This is a genomic window from Mesorhizobium sp. NPDC059054 (assembly GCF_042739215.1).
In the GTDB taxonomy this organism is placed as follows: Bacteria; Pseudomonadota; Alphaproteobacteria; order Rhizobiales; family Rhizobiaceae; genus Mesorhizobium.
In genome coordinates, this window is sequence record NZ_JBHYHV010000004.1 from 431,442 (window position 1) to 453,833 (window position 22,392).

Annotated in this window: 23 protein-coding genes, 1 tRNA gene and 1 pseudogene; 5 read left to right on the forward strand and 20 right to left on the reverse strand. The window is 61.8% G+C overall.

The features are described 5' to 3' along the window. The first annotated feature begins 72 nt into the window (after positions 1 to 72). From ACFWXH_RS19315 to ACFWXH_RS19325, 3 genes are read left to right on the forward strand one after another with little or no spacing between them, the layout of a single operon-like run. A complete protein-coding gene (locus ACFWXH_RS19315) occupies positions 73 to 954 on the forward strand; it encodes a LysR family transcriptional regulator (protein WP_379122900.1) in 882 nt (293 codons plus the stop codon). Positions 955 to 983: 29 nt separating this feature from the next. Beyond that, positions 984 to 1,613 (forward strand): transcriptional regulator, encoded by a 630-nt coding sequence (locus ACFWXH_RS19320; RefSeq protein WP_379122902.1) that lies wholly within the window; start codon positions 984 to 986, stop codon positions 1,611 to 1,613. Between the two features lie 7 nt (positions 1,614 to 1,620). Continuing rightward, entirely contained in the window at positions 1,621 to 2,013 is a 393-nt protein-coding gene (locus ACFWXH_RS19325; protein ID WP_379122904.1) for a VOC family protein, read from the forward strand. Between the two features lie 49 nt (positions 2,014 to 2,062). Here the strand turns inward: ACFWXH_RS19325 and ACFWXH_RS19330 are convergent, their stop codons facing one another. From ACFWXH_RS19330 to obgE, 14 genes are all read right to left on the reverse strand, one after another. After that, complete coding sequence (locus ACFWXH_RS19330) at positions 2,063 to 3,316, reverse strand: D-amino acid dehydrogenase (protein ID WP_379122906.1); 1,254 nt, start codon at positions 3,314 to 3,316, stop codon at positions 2,063 to 2,065. A 108-nt stretch (positions 3,317 to 3,424) separates the two neighbouring features. After that, the gene (locus ACFWXH_RS19335) at positions 3,425 to 3,955 is read right to left on the reverse strand and encodes a nucleoside-diphosphate kinase (protein WP_379122908.1); all 531 of its coding nucleotides are present in this window, start codon (positions 3,953 to 3,955) and stop codon (positions 3,425 to 3,427) included. Continuing rightward, positions 3,952 to 4,380, reverse strand: coding sequence for a nucleoside diphosphate kinase regulator (rnk, locus tag ACFWXH_RS19340; protein ID WP_054309841.1), 429 nt, complete (start codon positions 4,378 to 4,380; stop codon positions 3,952 to 3,954). The genes ACFWXH_RS19335 and rnk overlap by 4 nt, the downstream gene beginning before the upstream one ends. Before the next feature lie 284 nt (positions 4,381 to 4,664). Further along, positions 4,665 to 5,792, reverse strand: coding sequence for an alanine racemase (gene alr, locus ACFWXH_RS19345; RefSeq protein ID WP_379122910.1), 1,128 nt, complete (start codon positions 5,790 to 5,792; stop codon positions 4,665 to 4,667). 184 nt (positions 5,793 to 5,976) lie between these two features. After that, positions 5,977 to 6,498 carry an RNA pyrophosphohydrolase gene (locus ACFWXH_RS19350; protein WP_379122912.1) on the reverse strand — a complete coding sequence of 174 codons (522 nt, stop codon included), beginning with the start codon at positions 6,496 to 6,498 and terminating at the stop codon, positions 5,977 to 5,979. A gap of 2 nt (positions 6,499 to 6,500) precedes the next feature. Beyond that, positions 6,501 to 7,682, reverse strand: coding sequence for a divergent polysaccharide deacetylase family protein (locus ACFWXH_RS19355; protein ID WP_379122914.1), 1,182 nt, complete (start codon positions 7,680 to 7,682; stop codon positions 6,501 to 6,503). Between the two features lie 238 nt (positions 7,683 to 7,920). Continuing rightward, positions 7,921 to 9,252, reverse strand: coding sequence for a S41 family peptidase (locus ACFWXH_RS19360; protein WP_054309787.1), 1,332 nt, complete (start codon positions 9,250 to 9,252; stop codon positions 7,921 to 7,923). 1 nt (position 9,253) lies between these two features. Continuing rightward, positions 9,254 to 10,555 carry a murein hydrolase activator EnvC family protein gene (locus tag ACFWXH_RS19365; protein WP_379122916.1) on the reverse strand — a complete coding sequence of 434 codons (1,302 nt, stop codon included), beginning with the start codon at positions 10,553 to 10,555 and terminating at the stop codon, positions 9,254 to 9,256. A gap of 127 nt (positions 10,556 to 10,682) precedes the next feature. Next, complete coding sequence (rlmH, locus tag ACFWXH_RS19370; protein ID WP_054309789.1) at positions 10,683 to 11,165, reverse strand: 23S rRNA (pseudouridine(1915)-N(3))-methyltransferase RlmH; 483 nt, start codon at positions 11,163 to 11,165, stop codon at positions 10,683 to 10,685. Positions 11,166 to 11,293: 128 nt separating this feature from the next. Beyond that, a complete protein-coding gene (rsfS, locus tag ACFWXH_RS19375; protein ID WP_054309842.1) occupies positions 11,294 to 11,671 on the reverse strand; it encodes a ribosome silencing factor in 378 nt (125 codons plus the stop codon). A 286-nt stretch (positions 11,672 to 11,957) separates the two neighbouring features. Further along, a complete protein-coding gene (locus tag ACFWXH_RS19380) occupies positions 11,958 to 12,545 on the reverse strand; it encodes a nicotinate-nucleotide adenylyltransferase (protein ID WP_054309790.1) in 588 nt (195 codons plus the stop codon). Between the two features lie 132 nt (positions 12,546 to 12,677). Next, a complete protein-coding gene (locus ACFWXH_RS19385; RefSeq protein ID WP_379122918.1) occupies positions 12,678 to 13,964 on the reverse strand; it encodes a glutamate-5-semialdehyde dehydrogenase in 1,287 nt (428 codons plus the stop codon). Between the two features lie 2 nt (positions 13,965 to 13,966). After that, positions 13,967 to 15,118, reverse strand: coding sequence for a glutamate 5-kinase (gene proB, locus ACFWXH_RS19390; protein WP_379122920.1), 1,152 nt, complete (start codon positions 15,116 to 15,118; stop codon positions 13,967 to 13,969). A 9-nt stretch (positions 15,119 to 15,127) separates the two neighbouring features. Continuing rightward, positions 15,128 to 16,159, reverse strand: coding sequence for a GTPase ObgE (obgE, locus tag ACFWXH_RS19395; RefSeq protein WP_054309793.1), 1,032 nt, complete (start codon positions 16,157 to 16,159; stop codon positions 15,128 to 15,130). Positions 16,160 to 16,277: 118 nt separating this feature from the next. On the opposite strand from obgE, the gene ACFWXH_RS19400 reads away from it, so the two are divergent. Beyond that, complete coding sequence (locus ACFWXH_RS19400; RefSeq protein WP_379122922.1) at positions 16,278 to 17,147, forward strand: endonuclease/exonuclease/phosphatase family protein; 870 nt, start codon at positions 16,278 to 16,280, stop codon at positions 17,145 to 17,147. A 4-nt stretch (positions 17,148 to 17,151) separates the two neighbouring features. Here the strand turns inward: ACFWXH_RS19400 and ACFWXH_RS19405 are convergent, their stop codons facing one another. From ACFWXH_RS19405 to rplU, 4 genes and pseudogenes are all read right to left on the reverse strand, one after another. Next, positions 17,152 to 17,688: a GNAT family N-acetyltransferase gene (locus ACFWXH_RS19405; protein ID WP_379122924.1), complete on the reverse strand. Its 537-nt coding sequence runs from the start codon at positions 17,686 to 17,688 to the stop codon at positions 17,152 to 17,154. Positions 17,689 to 17,748: 60 nt separating this feature from the next. After that, complete coding sequence (locus ACFWXH_RS19410; protein ID WP_054309795.1) at positions 17,749 to 18,336, reverse strand: GNAT family N-acetyltransferase; 588 nt, start codon at positions 18,334 to 18,336, stop codon at positions 17,749 to 17,751. A gap of 122 nt (positions 18,337 to 18,458) precedes the next feature. Continuing rightward, complete coding sequence (gene rpmA / locus ACFWXH_RS19415; RefSeq protein ID WP_054309796.1) at positions 18,459 to 18,728, reverse strand: 50S ribosomal protein L27; 270 nt, start codon at positions 18,726 to 18,728, stop codon at positions 18,459 to 18,461. A gap of 106 nt (positions 18,729 to 18,834) precedes the next feature. Beyond that, positions 18,835 to 19,278 (reverse strand): annotated as a pseudogene (gene rplU / locus ACFWXH_RS19420) (50S ribosomal protein L21); the annotation flags it as partial. A 277-nt stretch (positions 19,279 to 19,555) separates the two neighbouring features. On the opposite strand from rplU, the gene ACFWXH_RS19425 reads away from it, so the two are divergent. Next, positions 19,556 to 19,645: transfer RNA gene (locus tag ACFWXH_RS19425), tRNA-Ser, on the forward strand. Positions 19,646 to 19,748: 103 nt separating this feature from the next. Here ACFWXH_RS19425 and ACFWXH_RS19430 read toward each other — a convergent pair. Both ACFWXH_RS19430 and ACFWXH_RS19435 read right to left on the reverse strand, forming a co-directional pair. Next, complete coding sequence (locus ACFWXH_RS19430) at positions 19,749 to 20,411, reverse strand: hypothetical protein (protein WP_379122927.1); 663 nt, start codon at positions 20,409 to 20,411, stop codon at positions 19,749 to 19,751. A 1,381-nt stretch (positions 20,412 to 21,792) separates the two neighbouring features. After that, positions 21,793 to 22,386, reverse strand: a complete 594-nt coding sequence (locus tag ACFWXH_RS19435) for a hypothetical protein (RefSeq protein ID WP_379122929.1) — start codon at positions 22,384 to 22,386, stop codon at positions 21,793 to 21,795. Between the last annotated feature and the right edge of the window lie 6 nt (positions 22,387 to 22,392).

Sequence of the window (22,392 nt, forward strand, 5' to 3'; positions counted from 1 at the left end):
TTAAACGGCGCAAAGATACCGCCGACTTTTCTTTCCTCGCCACCAGGGAGTCGCGGCCGCCATGGAGATATCATGAACTGGGATGACGTGCGTATTTTCCTCGCCGTTGCCCGCTCCGGCCAGATCCTGGGCGCGGCCAAGCGTCTGGAACTGAACCACGCCACGGTCTCCCGGCGCATAGCTACCCTTGAGGAGGCCTTGCGCACCAAACTGTTTCGCCGGCTTACCACCGGTTCCGAACTGACGCCCGCGGGCGAACGGTTTCTCGACATTGCCGAGCGCATGGAGGCCGAGATGATCGCCGCCCGCTCGACGGTGGCCGGCGAAGGTGACGATATTTCCGGCACAGTGCGCATCGGCGCGCCGGATGGCTTCGGCGTCGCCTACCTCGCGCCGCGGCTCGGCGCACTGACGGCCCTGCACCGGGAACTCACGGTGCAGCTGGTGCCGGTGCCCCGTTCCTTTTCCCTGTCCCGCCGCGAGGCCGATATTGCGATCACGGTGGAACGACCGACGGAAGGCCGGCTCGTCGCCGGCAAGCTGGTCGATTATACGCTCGGCCTCTACGCCTCGCGCATCTATGCTGAAAAAAATGGCCTGCCTCGGAGCCGGGAAGAGCTGAAGGATCACCCTCTGATCGGCTACGTCCCGGACCTGATCGTCAGCCAGTCGCTCGACTATGCCGCCGAATTCAGCCACGACTGGCATTCCACCTTCGCCATATCCTCCGCCATGGGTCAGGCCGAGGCCGTGCGCTCCGGCGCTGGTGTCGGCATCCTGCATACCTTTGTCGCCCGCTCGATGCCGGAACTGGTGCCGGTGGAAGCAGCTCCACCCATCCGCCGCGCCTATTGGCTGGTCTATCATGAGAGCGTGCGCCAGCTGCGGCGCATCCAGGTCGTCGCGTCCTTCATTGCAGGGCTTGTCGAAAAGGACCGCGCCCTGTTTCTTTGAGCCGACCGAGATCTCGGGAGAGAACCTTGTTGTCACGGCCCTATGTGGAACTGCTGCGCCAGGCCCAACGCGCGTCGAGACGATCCGACGAGGCGGAAGATCTCCTGCAGGCGGTGCTGCTCTCGGCGATCGAGGCCGGCCGTTCGGATCTTTCCTGTCCCGACAACCGCCGATGGCTGCAAGGCGCCATCCGCAAGCGGGCGGCATTCGAAGCCCGCACCGCCATCAGACGGAGACAGCGCGAAACGCGTTGGCAAGCCGAGCCGGCGACGTCCGTCGTGCGCGAGGATATGCCCAGGGCTTTTGTCGCTGCGCTGCCCGCGGCACTCAGAACCACCGCGCTTCTGGCGCTGACCGGCCACACGCGCCAAGAAATCATGTGGCTGCTGCGCCTGTCGGATCCTGCCCTGCGGCAACGCATCGCCGAGATCAGGCGACGTTGGCGCGACGCCGGCGGAAACCGGCTCGAGGAAATCCCCGGCCTCGGCGGCACGCTGCATTTCGGCAGCATCCGCCGCGCTTTGCTCGGACCGGCGCGACGCGACGGGGTGCTTCTCGCCAGCCATGATCCCGACGGCCATCTTTTTTTGGTGAGCATCCCCTCACGAATCCAGGCGGCACGGCAACAGAGCGAACGCAGACCCTCAATTCAGGAGTAGACATCCCGTGTTTCGCAACAGAAAGCTTGGCACCATCTGCTATTTCGTTTCCGACGTCAGCCGCACCGAAGCCTTCTATCGCGATGTTCTTGGCCTTGAAGTCCAGAACATGGGCGATGCTGGCGACGGCCACGAATGGCTGATGGCGCAGACCATCAACGGCATCGAACTGATCTTCTTCCAGCAGGAATCGCGGCCGGGCAATTCGCCCATCATCGTCTTCGAGATCGCCGAAGGCGGCATCGATGACGTCGTCGCCGGTCTGGCGGAAAAGGGCGTGACCATCGTCACGCCGGTCAGCCATGCCCCCGGAGGATGGTCGGCGGAAGTCGCCGATCCGGACGGCCACCAGATCTCGATGTACCAGTCGGAAGACCAGCCGCGTTCGCTGAAGAAGTGACCTTCAGCGTCGCCAGATCAATGCGCCAGAACACCGTCGGCGCATTGCCTCAGGCATAGCGGGATATGCCAAGTTCGCTGACGTCGATGTCCGGCTTCTTGCCCGACACGATGTCGGCCAGCACCCGTCCCGAACCGCAAGCCATCGTCCAGCCCAGAGTGCCGTGGCCGGTGGACAGGAAAAGATTGTCGTAGCGCGTCTTGCCGATGATCGGCGGGCCGTCTGGTGTCATCGGCCTGAGCCCACACCAGAAGCTGGCCTTCGAGACGTCGCCGCCGCGCGGGAACAGATCGGTGACGGAATGTTCGAGCGTCGCACGCCGTGCGGGACGCAGGGCCAGATCGTAGCCGGAAATCTCGGCCGTGCCGCCGACGCGGATACGATCGCCGAGACGCGTGATCGCCACCTTGTAGGTTTCGTCCATGACGGTCGATTCCGGTGCGCCGGCCGCTTCGGTGATAGGCACGGTGATCGAATAACCCTTGATCGGATAGACCGGGATCGAAAGCCCGAGCGGCTTCAGCATGACGGGCGAATAGCTGCCGAGTGCGCAGACATAGGCGTCCGCCGTCAGCAACCCTTCGCTGGTGTCGACACCGGCGATGCGGCCGCCTTCGGTGGCAATGCCCTTGATCGAGGTGTTGAAGCGGAAGGTCACGCCACGCCTGGCTGCGTGTTCCGCCAGCCGCTCGGTGAACATCTTGCAGTCGCCTGTTTCGTCGCCCGGCAGGCGAAGGCCGCCGACGAACTTGCCCTTGACGTTGGCAAGCGCCGGCTCCACGCCGATGCAGCCGGACGGATCGAGCACTTCGTAGGGCACGCCGAATTGCTTCAGCACCTCGATGTCACCGGCGGTTCCGTCGAGCTGCTTCTGGTTACGGAAAAGTTGCAAGGTTCCTTTGGCGCGATCGTCATACTGGATGCCGATTTCGGCGCGCAAAGCCTTCAGGCAATCGCGGCTGTATTCTGCGATCGGCACCATCCGCGCCTTGTTCACCGCGTAACGCGCCTCGGTGCAGTTGCGCAGCATCTTCAGCACCCAGGACACCATGGCCGGATCGACCTTGGGGCGGATGACCAGCGGCCCGAAATGCATCAAGAGCCACTTGATCGCCTTGACCGGAACGCCGGGGCCCGCCCAGGGCGAGGAATAGCCCGGCGAAACCTCGCCGGCATTGCCGAAGCTGGTTTCCAGTGCCGGACCGGCCTGGCGGTCCACCACGGTCACCTCATGGCCGGCTTCCGCCAGATAGTAGGCGGCGGTCACCCCGATCACGCCGCTGCCGAGCACCAGAATTCTCATAAGTCCCGCTCCTAGAGCACGATCCCGAAAAGCTGCAGACTTTTCGAACGCAACTTCAAAACCAGAGCGCCCTTCCCGCATCGAACGAGCGGCGCTCCAACCACCCGATCACGCCGCCGTTGGGCCGCCTGGGTCGTCATCGGCCCCTGTCTGCCGGATTTTCGTCTCCACGCCAAGTGGTGGCACAATGCTATTGGCACTGTAGACCAGTCGGAGCGCAGGCCGCACTTGCCGGGCGATACTGGCACGGCGCGCCGCTTCCGGCTGGAACAGCACTTTCACCACCCGGATCGACTCGGTCTCGCCACCCGACCGTTCGACGAGACCTGCGTCGCCCTCCGCCATGCCAAGCAGCGAAAGCCCCCACGGCGTTGTCACCGGCAGGCTGCCGCCAACAACGCCGCGTACCTCGTTCTGGATTACGGTTCGCGTTTCCGCCGGATTGGCACCGATGCGGAACGTGACGCGGCTGTTGATGGTCACGATATCGGGATCGACGGAATCGATCAGCACCACGCTGGCATTGGCGAGTTTCTTTTCCAGCAGCGGGGCGAGCGGATCGCCCAGCGCACGCCGGCGTTCCAGCATCGTTTCCAGGATTGCGAAATCCTTGGTGGTAAGGCGGCATGTCCTGTTCATGCCCGTGCCTCTCCTCGATCCGCATGCGGTGGTTCGACAGCGACAATGTCGAGCACCATCTCGCGGCCGTCGCGCGTCGTCCATCGAACGCAGTGGCCAACCTCGGCGCCGATCAGGGCCGTGCCCAGCGGCGTAAGCACGGAAATCCGTTGCGCGGCGATGTCTGCCTCGGCCGGATACACCAGCATCATCCGCTGTTCGGCGCCGTCACCGTTCCGCGCGATGACCGTGGACCCCATGCGCACGATGGTGTCCGGCAAAGTGCCGGGAGCGGCCACGGTCGCGCGATCCATCTCGGAAAGCAGCTCTTCGGCAGTATCGGGCAAGCGGTCGAGAGAGGCCCGCGCCAGGCCGGTCAAGCGGCCGTGGTCACTGGCAGTCACCAATATGGTATCGGGCGGACGAACCTTGATTGATCTTTGCATGGTGAAACCTTTCATGTTGATGGCGCATCGAAACGATGCGCAGCCGGCCGCACGCATGGCGGCCTTGAATCGATCCGACGCGCGGCGCTCTAAGTCGCCGTCGGCTCGAAATTCATGTCTGTTCTTGAAAAAAGCCCCGGTACGAACGGACGCACAAAGGCATCCGCGCCGGGGCTACGCTCCCGCGATGGGGCAGATCCTGAAACAGGTCCGGTTATGGGCAAAAGTGCTCATGCGGCGAGCCTTGCCGACCCGACACGGCTTGTCAAGCATGGCAAGGTCGCTCAACCGCCCAGGTAGCGCCGGTGGAAACGATGGCCAAGGCTGGTCAGAACCTCGTAACCGATCGTGCCCGCGACATCCGCCACGGTGTCGAGCGGATGTGACGGACCGATGAGTTCGACAAGATCGCCCTCCTTGAGGCGTCCTTCAGGCAGCGCAGAAATGTCGAGGATGATCGAATCCATCGATACCCTGCCGATGAACGGCAATTCGGCACCGTCGAAAAAGGCGGCCGCCGAGGTGCGGCGATGCCAGCCGTCGGCATAACCCAGGGCGATCGTCGCCGTCCGAAGGGGACCTGCAGCGTGAAAAGTGTGACCGTAACCGACCCCTGCGCCGGCATTGATCTGCCGGGTCTGGATCACCTTGGCTTCCAGCTTGACCACCGACTGCATCGGGTTCTTGTGACCCGGTGTCGGGTTGATGCCGTAAAGCGCCGCCCCCGGCCTTGCCAGGTCGTGATGATAGGGCTTGCCGAGGAAGATGCCGGATGAATTGGCGAAGGAAAGCGGTGCCGGTGGCAGCATCTTGCGCAACCGTTCGAATTCCAGCCGCTCGGCCTCGTTGGCGCCATGCTCCGGTTCGTCAGCGCAAGCGAGATGGCTCATCACCAGCTTGAGCTCGATGCCGTCGAAACCGGATGGGTCGGCCGCCAATGCTTTCACCTCGACCGGCGCCATGCCGATGCGCGACATGCCGCTGTCGACCTGGATCGCCGCCGGCAGCTTCTTGCCAAGTTGACGCGCGAGACCGCGCCAGGCGACAAGTTGCCCGGTGCTGTTGATGACCGGCGTGAGTGCGGCAGCTTCTCCTTGCGCTTCCGATCCGGGCAGCAGGCCGTGCAGAACAAAAATGGTTGGCGCAGCACCTAGCGCGTCACGCAGCAAGATGCCCTCCCAGAGGTGGGCAACGAAAAAAGTTTCGCAGCCCTCCTTTCGCAAGGCATTTGCCACTTGCGCTGCGCCAAGCCCATAACCGTCGGCTTTGACAACGCCGGCGCAGGCGACACCATCAAGACGTGCTTTCAGGCGACGGTAGTTTTCGCGAATGGCACCAAGATCGATGGTGAGGATGGCGCCGGCTGCCGCTTCATCGGGCTGGGCAGGCGTATGAGGCGTCGTTCTGGTCAATTCGGGTGGTCTAAAGCGTTTCACCGTTTCATGGAAACGGCGAAACGCTCTATCTCCTTGTTTTTACGCAATTCCGGACGGAAAACCGCTGCACACTTTTCCTGGAATTGCTCTAGCTCCGGAAATCCTGACGGGATCGACCATCTTCGACCCCGTGCGGCAATACGATTGGTTCCCGCAACGGTTATGCCACCAGATGCCGGAAGGCTGCAACGACCTCTTCGTAGACCTTGCGTTTGAACGGCACGATGAGATTGGGCAGATCGCTCATCGGCTTCCACCCCCAGTCGTCGAATTCCGCGTCATGCCCGCCCGGTGGCGGATTGATCTTGATTTCACTTTCATCGCCATGGAAACGGAACGCGAACCACCTCTGCGTCTGGCCGCGATAGCGCCCCTTGAAGGCGATCCCGACCAGATCGCGCGGCAGGTCGTAGTTGATCCAGTTCGGAGCCTCGGCAAGAAGATCGAGGCTTCTCATCCCGGTCTCTTCATAGATTTCGCGCTTGGCTGCAACGAGCGGCTCCTCGCCCTTGTCGATGCCGCCTTGCGGCATCTGCCAGAGCTGCGTCGTGCCAGCAAACTCGCTGTCCGGTTCGGCGATGCGGTGACCCACCCAGACCAGGCCTTTGCCGCTCAGCACCATGACGCCGACACAAGGGCGATAGGGCAACGTTTCGGGATCGACCAGTTTTTTCTTTGCCATGCTCACTTCCGTTCGGGATCAGTCGCCACTGCCGAGACCGGCACGATCTCGATGCCGCGCTTCTTGGCTTCGTTCACCCAGGACACAACGGCATCGACGGTGACATTGAAAGCGGACCCCGTACCGAGGGCATATCCCTTGGCGCGCGCAGTGGCCTCCAGCTCATCGAGTTTCTTCAAGATGGCGCCACGCTCCTGCACGCCATCGATCGCGGTATCGGCGATCGCCAGCGGCACGCCGTCTTTCTTTGCCAGATCGGGCGCGACGCTGCGCGCCGAGGAACCGTCGTCGAGATAACCGATGCCGCGCTTGGCAAGTTCCGCCATCACCGGCCCGAACGCCTCTGGATCGGTGGAGAAGCGAGCGCCCATATAGTTCATCACCGCCGTATAGTTCGTGGTGCGTGACAGCACCCAGCGCAAATTCTTCAGGTTTTCTTCTTCACCGGCATCGACCGTCAGCGTGTTGCGACCCGGATTCACGTTGGGATAATCGAACGGTTCCAGCGGCAATTGCATGACGATCTCATGGCCGCGCCGGCGCGCTTCCTGCATCCAACGGCCGATGCTGTTGCCTTGCGAGGCAAAGGCGAGCGTCACCTCACCCGGCAGCTTGGCGATCGCCGATTGTGTGCCGGTCTGCGACACGGCGAGTCCACCGATGACGATGGCAACGCGAGCCCCACGCGCGCCGGACCAGGGACGAGCATAGACATCGAAGGGTCGCCGCCCATCCGCCGAGCGGATCGGCAGAGGACCGCCTTCGCCGTCTTCAATCAAGGCCTTGTCGGGCAGATGCGCCACCGACAGGTTCTGGCCGACCGCGGAAGCGTCCTGAATGACGATGCCGGCTTGACCGCCCGAGTCGGTGGGCTGAACGTGAATGATCTGCGGTCCGCTGCTCTTCTTCGGCTGCGGTGCGGATTTTGGCGATACTTCGGACGCAGCAGGTATCTGAGTCGCCGTTTCAACCGGCTTCGTTTCCTGAGGCACCGGAGTCGCGACAACCTCGGGCTTGCGAAACGGTTTTTCGCCGAAGGCAATCAGCGCAGAAGCGCCGACAATCGCCAAAACGCCCAAAGCAGCCACCATCTGGCCGCGGCCGAACCGTCGTGCCGAACGCGACGCGGACGCCCGGACAGATTGCCCAAGCGGGCGTTCGATCTCTTTGGTGAAATCAGCCAAGCCGCCAACCCCTGCCGCCTGCGCGGCGCGTTAGTGCGGTTCACCATTTTCAACGAAATGGCGACCCGCTCTATCTCTTTGTTTTGACGCAATCCCGGACGGAAAACCGCGACACACTTTTCCTGGAATTGCTCCCGGCAAGTCCCCGAATCAAAACTGCCGGAACCTTGCGGTTCCGGCAGCATCGCATTGCTGCGTTCAGGCGGCCAGTGTCCTTTGAGAGAACCCGCCGCCAGCTTTACTGGTTCATCACCGCCTTGTCGGGGTTCGGCGGGAAGGCCGGGTCGGTCTTCTCGCCGCGCAGCAGCTGTTCGGCAAAGATCAGCTGCAGGTCGTTCTTCGGATCCGGCGGCACATAGGCGGCCGAGCCGGAGCCCTGCGTGCTCTCTTCCACGCCCTTGATATGGCCCTTCAGATCCGACTCGCCGCGGGTCAGGTCGCGACCCTGCAGTTCCGCCGGAACCGGCTGATCGACCTTGATGTCGGGCGAAATGCCCTTGCCCTGGATCGATTTGCCGGACGGCGTGTAGTAGAGCGCCGTCGTCAAGCGAAGCGCGCCATTCTCGCCGAGCGGGATGATGGTCTGCACCGAGCCCTTGCCGAAGGACTGCGTGCCGACGACCGTGGCGCGCTTCATGTCCTGCAGGGCGCCCGCCACGATTTCGGAGGCACTGGCCGAACCGCCATTGATGAGCACCACCAGCGGCTTGCCGTCGATCTCGTCGGTCGTCTTGGTCTTGGCGTCGAAGCGTGTCACGTCCTTGGGATCGCGTCCGCGCGTCGAAACGATCTCGCCCCGCTTCAGGAAAGCATCGGAAACCGACACGGCCTGGTCGAGCAAGCCGCCCGGATTGAGCCGCAGGTCGAGCACGTAGCCCTTCAGCTTGTCCTTCGGCACCTGCTTCTTGACCTCTGCGATGGCGTTCTGGAGATCGTCATAGGTCTTTTCGGTGAAGGAGGTGATCTTCATGTAGCCGATGTCGTTCTCGACCCGGTATTTCACGGCCTTGACCTTGATGATGTCGCGCACCACCGTCACATCGATGGGCTTGTCGGCACCCTGGCGCAGGATGGTCAGCTTGATCGGCGTATTGACCGCGCCGCGCATCTTGTCGACCGCATCGTTGAGCGTCAGGCCACGAACTTCCTCACCGTCGATCTTGGCGATGTAGTCGCCAGCCAGAACGCCGGCCTTGGCCGCAGGCGTATCGTCGATCGGTGTGATGACCTTGACGAGGTCGTTCTCCATCGTGACCTCGATGCCGAGGCCGCCAAACTCGCCCTTGGTCTGAACGCGCATGTCCTGCGCCTGTTCGGAATTCATGTAGGACGAATGCGGGTCGAGCGACGAGAGCATGCCATTGATGGCGTTTTCCACCAGCGACTTGTCATCCGGCGGCGTCACATATTGAGCGCGCACGCGCTCGAAGATGTCGCCGAAGATGGCAAGCTGCTTATAGGTGTCGGAGCCTGCCGCGTTCGCCGCCGAGCTTGGAACCCCATAAACCAGGCTCATGGCAGACGCACCCATCAGCGCGCCGGCAAACAAGAGCGACAATTTCCGCATCATCTTACGTCCTTCCAGAAAATCGCTCCGCCCACCATGGGTTAGGATCGACGGGTTTTCCATCCTTGCGGAACTCGATGTAGAGCTCCAGCGTGGTATTTCCATTCTGCGTTGCCGATGTGCTCGCTACGCGGGCCTCGCCCATGGTTCCGATCGGCTCGCCCGCGAGCACGGCCTGGCCTGCCGCTACATTCAATTTGCTCATTCCCGCCAGAACGACATGATAGCCGTCGCCGGCGTTCAGGATCAAGAGTTGTCCATAGGAACGAAAAGGTCCTGCATAGAGGACACTCCCATCCGCCGGCGCCGTCACGATGGCGCCCGATTGTGTCGCAACCATGTCGCCCAGCATGGCACCGCCGGTCCCGTCGTCGGCGCCGAAACGACGCCGGATCTTGCCGGTCACCGGCAACGACACCTGCCCCTGCATGGCTGAGAACGGCACGGACGAGGCGAGGCGGTTCGCTTCCGGAACGGCGGTTGCGGCTGCCTTCGCATCGGCATCCGCCTGGGCGGCCTCGTTCTGCCTGGCCTTTTCGGCCGCTTTGCGTGTCTTTTCAGCCTCGGCATCGAGGGAGGCGATCAGGTCTTTCAGGCTGGAGGCCTTCGCCGCGAGGTCGCGAGCCTTCTTTTGCTCGTCGACCAGGGCCGTTTCAGTTTCGGACTGCAGTTTTTCCTTCGCCTGCAGCAAGAGGTTGAGCCGCTGCTTCTCAGCCACCTGATCGGTGACGGCGGCGGCCAGTCGAGTACGCTCCGCCTCGATCGAGGTCGTCACCCGCGACAGTTCTTTCAGCTCGGTCACCACGATGTCGGCCCGGTGGCGCAATTCCGGCACCACTGCACCAAGAAGGATCGCACTGCGCACCGAAGACAACGCGTCTTCCGGCTTGACCAGAATGGCCGGAGGCGGATTGAGGCCCATGCGTTGCAATGCACCCAGCACTTCGGCCAAGACGTCACGGCGGGCCGCGAGCGATTCGCGCAGCTTTTTCTCCTGCTCCTTCAGGCCGCCGACCTTGCCGCTGATGTCTTCGATATCCTGCCCGAGCTTCTGCTCGGTCTTGGCCGATTGGATAAGTGCGGCCGTGATCGACGCCGAATCCTTCTTCACTGTGGCGATGTCGGCGGCAAGCTTGCTCAGGCGCTCGGCCGAAAGCGTGATCTCCTTGGCCACGCGTTCATATTCGGCCCGGTTCTGATCGGCATCGGGCGCGGTATCCGGCCCATCTTCGGCCTTTGCCGAAAACGACGCAACGAACGCGGCAGCAATCAAGCAGCCGCACACAACGCCGTTTTTCGATCTCATACGCTCAAACATGGAAGCCCGACTGTATTTCCGGCTTCATTAACGAACCATCAACCATAAGTGTTCGCACCGTCCCTCCGCAGGGCTTCTCGAACCGCATTGGGGCGAAAATCGGTCAGGTGGACAGCTATGATCGGTGATAAGGATGGCCGGCAAGGATCGTCGCCGCCCGGTAAAGCTGCTCGCCCAGCATGACCCGCACCAGTTGATGCGGCCAGGTCATCGCCCCCAGCGACACGACCAGATCGGCCTGATCGCGCAACGATTGATCGTGGCCGTCGGCGCCGCCGATCGCTAGGATCACGGCCTTGCGGCCGCCATCGCGGAACAGTCCGATACGACCGGCGAATTCTTCGGAGGAAAAATGCCGTCCCCGTTCGTCGAGCAGAATCAGTGCACCACCCGGCTGTAGCTGGGTCTGCAGTCTCTGACCCTCTTCGCGTCGACGTTCGCTGGCGGTCTGGCCGCGGCTTTCGGCGACTTCCGTGACACCGGAGAATTCAAGACCGATCGCGGGACCGCTCTTGGCGAAACGGTCGAAGTAGCGAGCTGCCAAATCCCTTTCGGGGCCGGCTTTCATCCGACCCACGGCATGTACGATGATCTTCATCCCTGCCTCTAGAGCGTTTCCGTTTTTTCACGGAGACGCGGAAACGCTCTAACTCTTAGTTTCCACGCAATTCCGCACGGAAAACCGCTACGCACTTTTCCTGGAATTGCTCCGCGGAACCTTACGGTTCAGTGGAGGGTCTCTTCTTCAAGGTCGGGTGCCTGCCACATCTTTTCAAGATTGTAGAAGTCACGGACCTCGGGTCGGAAGACGTGCACGATGATATCGCCGGAATCGATCAACACCCAGTCGGCGCTGGCCAGCCCCTCGACGCGCGCATCGCCGTAACCGGCATCCTTGAGCGCTTTGAGGAGATGATCGGCAACCGCCGTGACATGACGGTTCGATCGGCCGGACGCGACAACCATGTAGTCGCCGAGGCTCGATTTTCCCTGAATGTCGATGGAGACGATGTTTTCGGCCTTGGAGTCTTCCAGACTGGCAAGGACTGTCTTGATGGCGCGGGCCGAGGCGTCGATGCCGCCTATCCCGGCCGCCGAAGGCACGATGTCGGCCTTCTTCCGCAGTGCTGTTCTCAGTGTCTTTCCTTTCGCGACAAGAACAACGAAGTCACCAACCAAATCAGGTGACCCCTAATAGATAGGCAGAGTCGCATTGCAGTTTCAAGACAAGCTGGAGTTATTCCAGCAAAAGTGCGAAGCGGTTTTGCGCCCGGAATTACGCAAAAAACAAAGAGTTAGAGCGTTTTCGCGTTTCCGTGAAACCGGAAACGCTCTAACCCACGCTTGTCATAAACGAACCGTCAAACCGCTGATCCATCTTGCAAAACTGCTATTTCTTCGCCGCTTGCCGGATCGCGGTCGATGACAGAAGCGAGCGCGGACCGTGGATGAAGGTCCAGGCCGGCGCCCGCATATGCGCCAGAATGGGAGCATCGCCTTCGTCGATCCGGGCATAGTCGAACGTCTTGGCCACGACGGACGACAGAAAGGACAGGGTTGCTCCCGGCCGGTCGATGACGGCGATCGGGAAGGTCATGGCGATCTGGCGCCAGCGCTGCCATCGGTGGAAGTCGCGCAGCGAATCCGCCCCCATGATCCACACGAAATCGACTCCGGGGTTCTTGGCGCGCACCAGCGCCAGGGTGTCGGCGGTGTAGCGTATGTGGTGGCTTGCTTCGAAAGCCGTCACCTTGATCCGCGGATTCTTGGTGACCTTTTCCGACAATCGGATGCGCTCGGCGAGCGGTGCGAGTTCACGCGTGCTCTTCAGCGGGTTTCCCGGCGTGACGATCCACCAGAGCTGATCGAGAGCAAGCCGCCTCAACGCGATTTCGGCAACGAGAGCATGGCCGGCATGCGGTGGGTTGAACGAGCCGCCGAACAGGCCGACCTGCATGCCTTTTTCCACATAGGGCATGCGCAGATAATGCGAGGCGATTCCCGCCGGCGGCCGCAGCTTGTCAACCTGTGGGCCAATATCAGTCGGGGGTCCGTCGGATCTCAAATTCTGGTCCCCAACCGCCTTACATCGAAAACGCGACCGAAGGTGCTACGACCGCACCTGTCCGTTGCCGCGCACGCGATATTTGAACGAGGTAAGCTGTTCCACGCCGACCGGGCCACGCGCGTGCATCTTGCCGGTGGCGATGCCGATCTCCGCGCCCATGCCGAACTCGCCGCCATCGGCGAATTGCGTCGAGGCGTTGTGCAGCAGGATGGCGGAGTCGATCTCGTTGAAGAAACGCTCCACGGCGGCGGCATCCTCGGCGACGATCGCCTCGGTGTGATGCGACGAGAACGTCTCGATATGGTCGATGGCGCTGCCGACCCCGTCGACCAGCTTCACCGCGATGATGGCATCGAGATATTCCGTCACCCAGTCGGCATCCGTTGCCGGCGTGGCATTGGAGAAAGCCTTCAGCACGTCGGCATCGGCATGGATTTCGCAGCCGGCGGCGCGCAAGGCTTCCAGTACCGGAACGAGATGCGTGGACGCTGCGGCCCGGTCGACCAGTAGCGTTTCGGCCGCGCCGCAGATGCCGGTGCGCCGCATCTTGGCATTGACCGCGATCTTCACGGCCATGTCGAGATCGGCCGACTTGTCGATGTAGAGGTGGCAGATGCCTTCCAGATGCGCGAACACCGGAACACGCGCCTCGTTCTGCACGCGTTCGACAAGGCTGCGCCCGCCACGCGGGATGATGACGTCCAGATTGCCGGACAGGCCCTTCAGCATCTCGCCGACAGCGGCGCGATCGGTGGTCGGCACCAGCTGGATCGCGTCTTCAGGCAATCCCGCTGCCTTCAGCCCTTCGACCAGGCAGGTATGGATGGCGGCGGACGAATTGATCGAATCGGATCCGCCACGCAGGACCACGGCATTGCCGGCCTTCAGGCACAGTGCCCCGGCATCCGCCGTCACGTTCGGGCGGCTTTCATAGATGACGCCGATGACGCCGAGCGGCGTGCGCACGCGCTCGATATGCAGGCCGTTCGGACGGTCCCACTCGGTGATCGTGTCGCCGACAGGGTCCTCTAGCGCCGCAATCTCGCGAATGCCGTCGCTCATCGCGCCAATACGCGCCGGATTGAGCTTCAGGCGATCCATGAAGGACGGCGAAAGGCCTGCTTCCTCGCCATTCGCCACATCGATGGCATTGGCTTCCAGGATTGCCTTTTCGTTGCGCAGGATGGCATCAGCCATGGCGGAGAGAGCGACATCCTTGGTGGCGGTCGAAGCGATGGCGAGCGGCCGCATGGCAGCCCGCGCCTTGCGGCCGATTTCTGCCATGAGCCGAGTGGTATCGGCCGTCTTCCCTTCATGCAGCGTCAGCATGCTCATTCTCCACCTTGCGCGCCGGCCCCACCTTGCACACCAGCATGGCTGACCACCAGATCGTCGCGATGGATCATTGCCGAACGCGCCTCATAGCCGAGCACCGTTTCGATCTCGGCCGTCTTGAGACCGGCGATTCTTACGGCATCGGCTGCATCGTAGGCAACCAGCCCACGCGCAATCTCGCGGCCTTCGGGCGACAGGATAGCCACGGTATCGCCGCGTGCGAAATTGCCGCTCACCAGTTTCACGCCCGCCGGAAGCAACGATTTGCCCGACATCAGCGCACCGATGGCGCCTGCATCGACGGTCAATCGCCCCGCCGGTTCCAGCTGGCCGGCGATCCAGGTCTTGTAGCCTTTCACCGGCGTCGGGCTCGGCTTGAAGAAGGTGGCGCGCTCGCCGCGTTCGATCGCCATCAGCGGCGACAGGCGCGTGCCCGCGGTGATCACCATGGCGGTACCCGCCGCGTTGGCGATCTTGCCGGCATCGAGCTTGGTGCGCATGCCGCCGCGCGACAATTCTGAAGCCGCGGCACCCGCCATCGCCTCGATATCAGGCGTGATGCGCTCGACAACCGGAATGAACTGGGCATTCGGGTCGCGCGCCGGCGGCGCCGTGTAAAGCCCGTCAATGTCGGAAAGCAGCACCAGAAGGTCCGCGCCCATCATCGTGGCGACGCGCGCGGCCAGGCGGTCGTTGTCGCCATAGCGGATTTCGGAGGTCGCCACCGTGTCGTTCTCGTTGATGACGGGCACGGCCTTCATCTTGAGCAATGTCGAGATGGTGGCGCGCGCGTTGAGATAGCGCCGGCGCTCTTCCGTATCGCCCAAAGTGAGCAGGATCTGGCCGGATTTCAAACCATGACCGCCCAAGGCATCCGACCATGCGCCGGCCAATGCGATCTGCCCGACAGCGGCAGCCGCCTGGCTTTCTTCCAGTTTCAAGGCCCGCTTGCCAAGCCCTAGTATCGTACGTCCGAGTGCGATGGCGCCCGACGATACCACAAGGACTTCCGCGCCGCCGGCAGCCAGCGTGCCGACATCCTGCGCCAGCGACGCCAGCCATTCGCGTTTCAACCCGGTCGTGCGGTCGACCAGCAGCGCCGAACCGATCTTGACCGTGATACGGCGGTATTTCCTCAGAGACTGCACGGACATTTCCTACTGTTCCCAGCGCGTCTCGACCCTTGCCGGCACAGCATCGCGCGCTTCGGCCACCACGGCCATCAGCGCGCGCAGCACCGCCTCGACACCTTCGCCGGTGACCGCCGAAACCAGCAGCGGTGCGCGGCCGGCGGCGCGTTTCAGCGAAGCCAGCTTCTTCTTGCGTGCATCCTCATCCAGCGTGTCGGCCTGGGAGAGCGCGACGATCTCGACCTTGTCCTCCAGCCCGTTACCGTAGGCCTCCAGTTCCTTGCGCACGGTCTTGTAGGCCTTGCCCGGGTTTTCCTCCTGCGCGGAAACCAGATGCAGCAGCACGCGCGTGCGCTCGACATGGCCGAGGAAACGGTCGCCGATGCCGACCCCTTCATGCGCACCCTCGATCAGGCCGGGAATGTCGGCCAGCACGAATTCACGCGCGTCGATGCGCGCGACGCCAAGGCCCGGGTGGAGCGTGGTGAATGGATAATCGGCGATCTTCGGCTTTGCGGCCGTCACCGCCGCCAGGAAGGTTGATTTGCCGGCATTCGGCAGGCCGACCAGCCCGGCATCGGCGATCAGCTTGAGCCGCAGCCAGATCGTCAGCTCTTCGCCCGGCAGGCCGGGATTGGCGCGCCGCGGCGCCTGATTGGTCGAGGTCTTGAAATGCTGGTTGCCGAAACCGCCATTGCCGCCGGCAGCCAGGCGGAAACGCTGTCCCTCTTCGGTCAGATCGCAGATCAGCGTCTCATTGTCCTCGGCATAGATCTGCGTGCCGGCCGGCACTTTCAGCGTCACGTCGGCGCCTTTGGCGCCGGTGCGGTTGCGACCCATGCCATGCACGCCGGTCTTGGCGCGGAAATGCTGCTGATAGCGATAGTCGATCAGCGTGTTCAGCCCGTTGACGACCTCAACCCAGACATCGCCGCCGCGACCGCCGTCGCCGCCATCCGGTCCGCCGAATTCGATGAACTTCTCGCGCCGGAACGAGACGGCACCGGCTCCGCCATCGCCGGAGCGGATATAGACCTTGGCTTGATCGAGGAATTTCATCGGACGACGCGATTTCTGTTGCTATGGAGTTTCACGAACCCGTCTGCTCTAAACTATGGAAAGCGCTAGAGCGAGAGCGGGCATGGCCGATTTTGCGGCCGGAGGCGGGAGAGTTCGTTTGAGGATCGTCACTTACAACATCCAGTACGGCATTGGCCTCGACGGCGGCTACAACCTCGCCCGCATCGCCGATGCCGTGCGTGGCGCCGATGTCATCGCCCTGCAGGAAGTCTCGCGCAACAACCCGCGCAACGGCGGACACGACATGGTTGCCGCGATCAGCGAAGCGTTGCCTGATTATTTTGCCGTCTATGGCTCGAATTTCGAGGCGAATATCGGTTCGTCCGTCATTGACGGCCGCGCTCGCACCATCACCTTCCAGCTCGGCAACATGGTGTTGTCGAAGACACCGATCCATCTGTCGCGCAATCTGCTTCTGCCGCGAAGCCGCTCCGTCGGCACCATGAATTTCCAGCGTGGCGCCATCGAAGCCCTCGTTGAGACACCGCTCGGCTTCGTGCGCTTCTATTCGGCCCATCTCGACCATCGCAATCCGGTCGAACGCGCCAGGCAGATCCGCTACCTGCGTGACCGTGTGCTCAACTACGCGCTCGAAGGCGGCGGCCTGAGCGGCCTTGGCGAGATCGGCCTGCCGGAACCGCCATGTCCCGAGGCTTTCGTCGTGATGGGCGACTTCAACATGCTGGCCGGTTCGCCCGAATATGTCGAATTCGCCGGCCTGCCCGATCATGAATTCGGCCTGCATCTCAGTGCCGATCTTGCGGTCGACGCCGCCGTGCGGCTGGGCGCCGGGGAACCGGACCTCGTCACCTGGGTCGACCCCGACCGCCCCGAGGACGAAAGCCGTCACAAGCGCATCGACTACATCTTCACCAGCGCCTCGCTGGCCGGCGCGCTGAAACGCCTCTGGGTCGACCGCAAAGCCGACGGCTCCGATCATTTGCCCGTCTGGCTTGAACTCGGCTGAGGAGCTAGGCCGACGTTTGCCAGGCATCTCTGTTTGCCTTGTCGATGGTCGCCATGATGACCATATCGCGATAGCGGCCGTCGATGCAGGCCGCATCGCGTTCCACGCCCTCCTGGACGAACCCGACCTTGCGATAGAGGGCGATGGCACGCGCGTTGTCGGCATAAGCGGACAACTCGACGCGTACGATGCCCTGCCGGCGCGCTTCCTCAAGTGTCGTTTCGATCAATTGCTGCCCAAGCCCATGACCGCGATAGGCCGGAATGATTCCCATGCCGAGCGTCCCTCTATGCGCATGAACGGGCCTTTCGTGACGCGAAATATCGCACCAGCCGACGACCTCGTCCTGCACCACAGCCACGAACTGCGGGTTGCGCTTCTCGATCATGCCGCGCACGAAGTCGCGCGTGCCCGGCAGCGGCGGCGCTTCCAGGAAGGCGAGATATTTGCGTTCGCGGGCCACCGTATCGAGCGCATGATGGAAGCCCTCGATATGAGCCTCCGCCATCGACACGATGGTGGGTAAGGTTATGTCGGTCATCGTCTTGCCTATTGCCGTCCGGCGCTGACGACATTCTCCGAATGCCACCAGCCGACCGGTTTACAGCCGCACCCAGCTTCTCAGACTCGCCCAGGTCCTGCGGTCGAGCCGGTAGCGCTCGACCGGCACCTGGCCGGAGACCATGGAATTCAGCATGCCCTGCCCGGCATACTGGAAGCCGCACTTGTGAATGACCCGGCGCGAGGCCGGATTGATCACCCGGGTCGAGGCATGCAGGACCTGGATCGTCGTGCGGGTGAAGGCGAGATCGACCAGGGCATGCGCTGCCTCGGTGGCGTAGCCGCGCTTCCAGTGCGGCTCGCCGATCCAGTAGCCGAGTTCCAGGCCGCGGTCGGTGCTGTTCAAGCCGGCGCAGCCGATGAAGGCCCCGTTCTCGGCAAGCGTCAGCGCGTAGACGATACCACCGCGCGGCGCGCGCGCCATGGCCAGGAAGGCGCGGGCCTCCTCGATGCCGTAAGGATGCGGCATGCGGGCGAGCATCTCGGCGACATGGCGGTTGTCGGCAAGCGCCACCAGTTGATCGATATCCGCCTCGCAAGGCGCGCGCATCACCAGGCGCTCGGTGCGCAGCACCGGGTTATCGATCGTGAAGCCTCCGTCGTCCGTGTAGTCCGCTTCGGCAACCATTTGGAAAGTCCTCCAGGCACGAGAAAAAGGGGAGATGGTCACCCATCTCCCCTGATCCATTTCCTGGCTTGGCCAGACACCGGTTCCCGAGATGGGGTGCCGGTGTCGTGGTGCGGAACCGGCTACTCCGCGGCCTTAAGAGTCGGGTTTACCGACACGTAGGTTCGGCCATTGGCTTTTTTGTTGAAGGCTACGACGCCGGCTTCCAGCGCAAACAGGGTATGGTCCTTGCCCATGCCGACATTGGTGCCGGCATGCCACTTGGTGCCACGTTGACGAATAATGATGTTGCCTGCGATCACGGCTTCGCTGCCGAACTTCTTCACGCCAAGGCGCTTGGATTCCGAATCGCGACCGTTGCGCGACGAACCGCCAGCTTTCTTGTGTGCCATTTCATTGCTCCTTTGCGCCGCGGGGGCGCCTCAAAACCCTTATGAACGCGTTCGCGTTCCGTTTCAAGCCTGCTCGGGCGACATGGTCGCCCCAGAAGTCTTACTCAGCGGCGTCCTCGGCCTTGGCCTTCTTCGGCGCAGCCTTCTCCTTCTTCGGAGCGGCTTCGGCCTTGGCCTCTGCAGCGGTTTCCGCCTTCACTTCAGCCTTGGCAGCCGCCTTCTTGGAAGGCTTGGCACCAGCGACCAGAATCTCGGAGATGCGCACGGTGGTCTGAAGCTGGCGGTGGCCGATCTTGCGGCGCGAATTCTGCCGACGACGCTTCTTGAAAGCGATGACGGTGCGGTTCTTGCCCTGCTCGACGACTTCGGCGGTAACCACCGCGCCGTCGACGAACGGAGCGCCGATCACGACATTCTCGCCTTCGCCATGCGCCAGAACCTGGCCGATTTCGACGACGTCGCCGACCTTGGCCTCGAGCTTCTCGATCTTGAGCACATCGTTGGCGGCAACGCGATACTGCTTGCCGCCCGTTTTGATGACTGCGAACATTTTTTGCCTTTCGCTGTTCGGTCGGCCTTTTTGAACCGCTTGTCCTTGTCGGGGCGGTTCGGCCGTCTTTTTGTCAGTCTGCGGGTTCAAAAAACAAGCGGCGCGGAGAATCCCCCACGCCGAATGCGGGCCGTCCATAGCCGCAGCTTCGCGGTGAGTCAAGGCAAAGCCCGGCCCGCTTTGCCGAAAAGGGCCGAAATCAGGCCATTTAGGGCCTTGTGTCCCGGCCAAGCAGCCGTTATCTAGTGCGCCGCGCCGGCAAGGCCGACCACGCTGCGGAGAAGTGGCTGAGTGGTTGAAAGCACCGCACTCGAAATGCGGCATACTCGCAAGGGTATCGGGGGTTCGAATCCCTCCTTCTCCGCCATTATTTTTCACCAGCCATAACTAGTTGTTTTTTCTGCATCTCTCGCAAAGAGTCTGATGGTCGGTGCCCCAAGTCGGTGCCCCAAGATTAATAAATCTAGGCGTTAGGGCAGACAAAGTGCGGCCTCCATGTCCTTGGCTAAAATGAGTAGATCGCCGGGAAGTATGTCATGATTGATAATCACCTTGCCGTTGTCGGATGGTGCGTACGTTACGCTCCGCCACTCGACAGTGACGCCATCGCGGATGTCGATTGCTCCTCCATGTGACATTGCATTTCGGATAACACGTGCAAATTGCCACACGCTCGGCCATGATTTCTGAGGCCCATATTTCTGCTTAAGATAATCGCGCTGTCCTTCATAATAGTTGGTTAGCAATGCTTGGCCTATTCCCGATATGAATGGGCCCAAGACCCCCAATTGGCTGGCACCCCTCTGTAATGGCTTAGCAGGATAGCTCGTAAAATCAATCTTATACGGCCACGCATTACGCACCATTGCATTAACAACGCCGTGAGGTGACCAAACTAATCTTTTTAATGCGATAGGGCTGTCGAATAGGCACACGTCATCTTGCGCCCATGGAAATATCCCCTTGTCCGTATCTATCTGATATACTTCCGCTAGCGCGGCAAACCCATGCAGAGCAGTAAGATAGGTCGCGACGTGCACAAACGGCCTGTCATTTGGCAAAAATTGCAGTAACTCAGGCTTTGTATAGTCAACCTCTCTTTCTGTGTTCCCTATAATCATCCTCTGGGACATGTCCCTCCCCCCTTCTCCTCGTCCAACCTGAAAGCCCGCAAGGGTTGCGTCAAGGCGCGATCAAGTTTGCATGGGGGCCTAGCTCTAAGGCCAGCTTAGTTGAGTGAGGGTGCCAAGTGGGTCAACTCTGGGTCACCTATTGCTCAACACAGGTGAGGGCTCCGCAGACCCCTATCACCTAATTCAGCACCAATGATGTTATCCCTGAGGCGACCTCATGCTAACCCCATGCCTTTGCCCAAGAGCTAGTCTTGACAACTCCCCCCTCTCCCCGGGGTCCCTTTGTGGTGCCCCTGTAGGGCAACCACCTAGCCAACTCCGCGTCTGCCTCAAGGGGGTTGTGCACTATGGGCGTGGGGCCAAGTAGGTGACCTCTAAGCCAGACTAAAGGGAAAGCCTCCCTCTCAAACATGATGCCCCCCTTAGAGGGAGATAATGGTGGCGGGGTCTATTGCCTGTGCAGCATGACTATAAGGCAGCCGGGAGGGGTCCCCCTGCTATATGGAGGGTGACTTTTTGCCTACTATTTGTAAGCAATGCGGCGGCCCTTCTGCTATATGGGGTCTAACTTTTGCTTGCTGACTGTAAGCAGTACGGCGCCCCTCTGCTGTATGACAGATAACTTTGCATTCGGCGCTGAGTGAGCGCAACGGAGCCCCTGCTGTACGAAGGCTAATTGAGCAGCGCACAGATGCTACCATTTTGGGCACCTGTGCGCTTTCTTGTTCTGGTCGCTTATCGTCCTTCGAGATTGGCTCCGAAAAGGCGTTGCCAAGCTTTTGAAGGGCAGCCCGGGAGCCAGCATTCGCAGCGCGATTCTCCCGCCATTGTTGTCGCACCTTCAGCGCCTCCGCTCGGAAGGCATCGCGGACCAACGGGTCCCGCCTCAGAAGAGCCAACGCCCGTGTCCGATAGTTTCGATGACGGGATGTAGCAACCAAAGCTTGGTGCCCCTCACATCAGCCGCGCCGTCCGGTGCCATCTGGTAGACCCTGCTAGCCATCCATTTCGCTACGGCCCGCTTGAGGCCGGAACCTCACCCCGAATAGAAAGCCGCCTCACCCCTGATGCGATCCTCTTCGGCCTGCTTCTCGGCGCGGCCATCAAGGAACTGCTGTAAGGGCCTGTCGATCTTGCCCAGGCATCCGCGAACTCCCGCAGAGGGGACGGACCGGGGTTCTCAAAGGAGGCTACAGGGGCGGCTTGAGGCTGGAGAAGCTCGGGGGCGAGCCTCGTGTCTAATGGCTGTCTTGCCATATCCTATCTTTGCTGATTGGAAAGGGGCCAATGAAACATCAGTGGTGCGCCATGGGTGACCCCAATGCCCGGCGCTCTGATTCATTCTGACAAGTTGGCGGACAAGCCTCTGCTGGGCGACTATCTACTGGGCGCCGCCGTCCCTCAAACGGTCCACTTCTGTGAACAGAGCACGCAGGTTAGCGAGGAATAGCTCAGGGTCGCGACACTCCACCTGCGCGGCCTCTTCGACATGCTGCATGGCCGTCGCGCGAGAGCGGCGCTTTGGATGTGCATCCGGCTCCGTTCGCGTGCTTTCTGGACTGTAGTCGTGCTCCCGCCATACCGGCTTGGTGACTTGACCCGCCTCCGCATCGAAGAGAATGCGGCGAATACTAACCAAGTGATCGGATGCCATCGGGAATGACATCTTGGCATAGATGCTGGGTCTTTTTGCGTGATTGGAGTTGGTGACTACCGAAATGCCGCCGTAGCGCGTCATCTCGAACAGCACCGCGAGCGCAAACAGATTTGCCGTGATAATTTTTGGATGCTTGCGACCAACCGTAGCAACGGCTTCTGTCGGCATCCCGCCATCGGCATCGGTGACTATCAGTTCAATAGAACGCACCCAATGTGGGCAGTTCTCAAGCGCAAAGACCTCTTCGGGTTCGGTCCTGATGCGCGTCGGGGTTACAAGGGCGGTCGCCTTGAAGCGACGGCCTCGGGTCTGTTTCAATTATTC

Bases quoted from the DNA above. Each gene is read 5' to 3' on its own strand.
- ACFWXH_RS19315 (WP_379122900.1), top strand. From the start codon at position 73: ATGAACTGGGATGACGTGCGTATTTTCCTCGCCGTTGCCCGCTCCGGC.
- ACFWXH_RS19330 (WP_379122906.1), bottom strand. From the start codon at position 3,316: ATGAGAATTCTGGTGCTCGGCAGCGGCGTGATCGGGGTGACCGCCGCC.
- ACFWXH_RS19335 (WP_379122908.1), bottom strand. From the start codon at position 3,955: ATGAACAGGACATGCCGCCTTACCACCAAGGATTTCGCAATCCTGGAA.
- rnk (WP_054309841.1), bottom strand. From the start codon at position 4,380: ATGCAAAGATCAATCAAGGTTCGTCCGCCCGATACCATATTGGTGACT.
- ACFWXH_RS19350 (WP_379122912.1), bottom strand. From the start codon at position 6,498: ATGGCAAAGAAAAAACTGGTCGATCCCGAAACGTTGCCCTATCGCCCT.
- ACFWXH_RS19360 (WP_054309787.1), bottom strand. From the start codon at position 9,252: ATGATGCGGAAATTGTCGCTCTTGTTTGCCGGCGCGCTGATGGGTGCG.
- ACFWXH_RS19365 (WP_379122916.1), bottom strand. From the start codon at position 10,555: ATGAGATCGAAAAACGGCGTTGTGTGCGGCTGCTTGATTGCTGCCGCG.
- rlmH (WP_054309789.1), bottom strand. From the start codon at position 11,165: ATGAAGATCATCGTACATGCCGTGGGTCGGATGAAAGCCGGCCCCGAA.
- ACFWXH_RS19380 (WP_054309790.1), bottom strand. From the start codon at position 12,545: ATGCCCTATGTGGAAAAAGGCATGCAGGTCGGCCTGTTCGGCGGCTCG.
- ACFWXH_RS19385 (WP_379122918.1), bottom strand. From the start codon at position 13,964: ATGCTGACGCTGCATGAAGGGAAGACGGCCGATACCACTCGGCTCATG.
- obgE (WP_054309793.1), bottom strand. From the start codon at position 16,159: ATGAAATTCCTCGATCAAGCCAAGGTCTATATCCGCTCCGGCGATGGC.
- ACFWXH_RS19405 (WP_379122924.1), bottom strand. From the start codon at position 17,688: ATGACCGACATAACCTTACCCACCATCGTGTCGATGGCGGAGGCTCAT.
- ACFWXH_RS19410 (WP_054309795.1), bottom strand. From the start codon at position 18,336: ATGGTTGCCGAAGCGGACTACACGGACGACGGAGGCTTCACGATCGAT.
- rpmA (WP_054309796.1), bottom strand. From the start codon at position 18,728: ATGGCACACAAGAAAGCTGGCGGTTCGTCGCGCAACGGTCGCGATTCG.
- ACFWXH_RS19430 (WP_379122927.1), bottom strand. From the start codon at position 20,411: ATGTCCCAGAGGATGATTATAGGGAACACAGAAAGAGAGGTTGACTAT.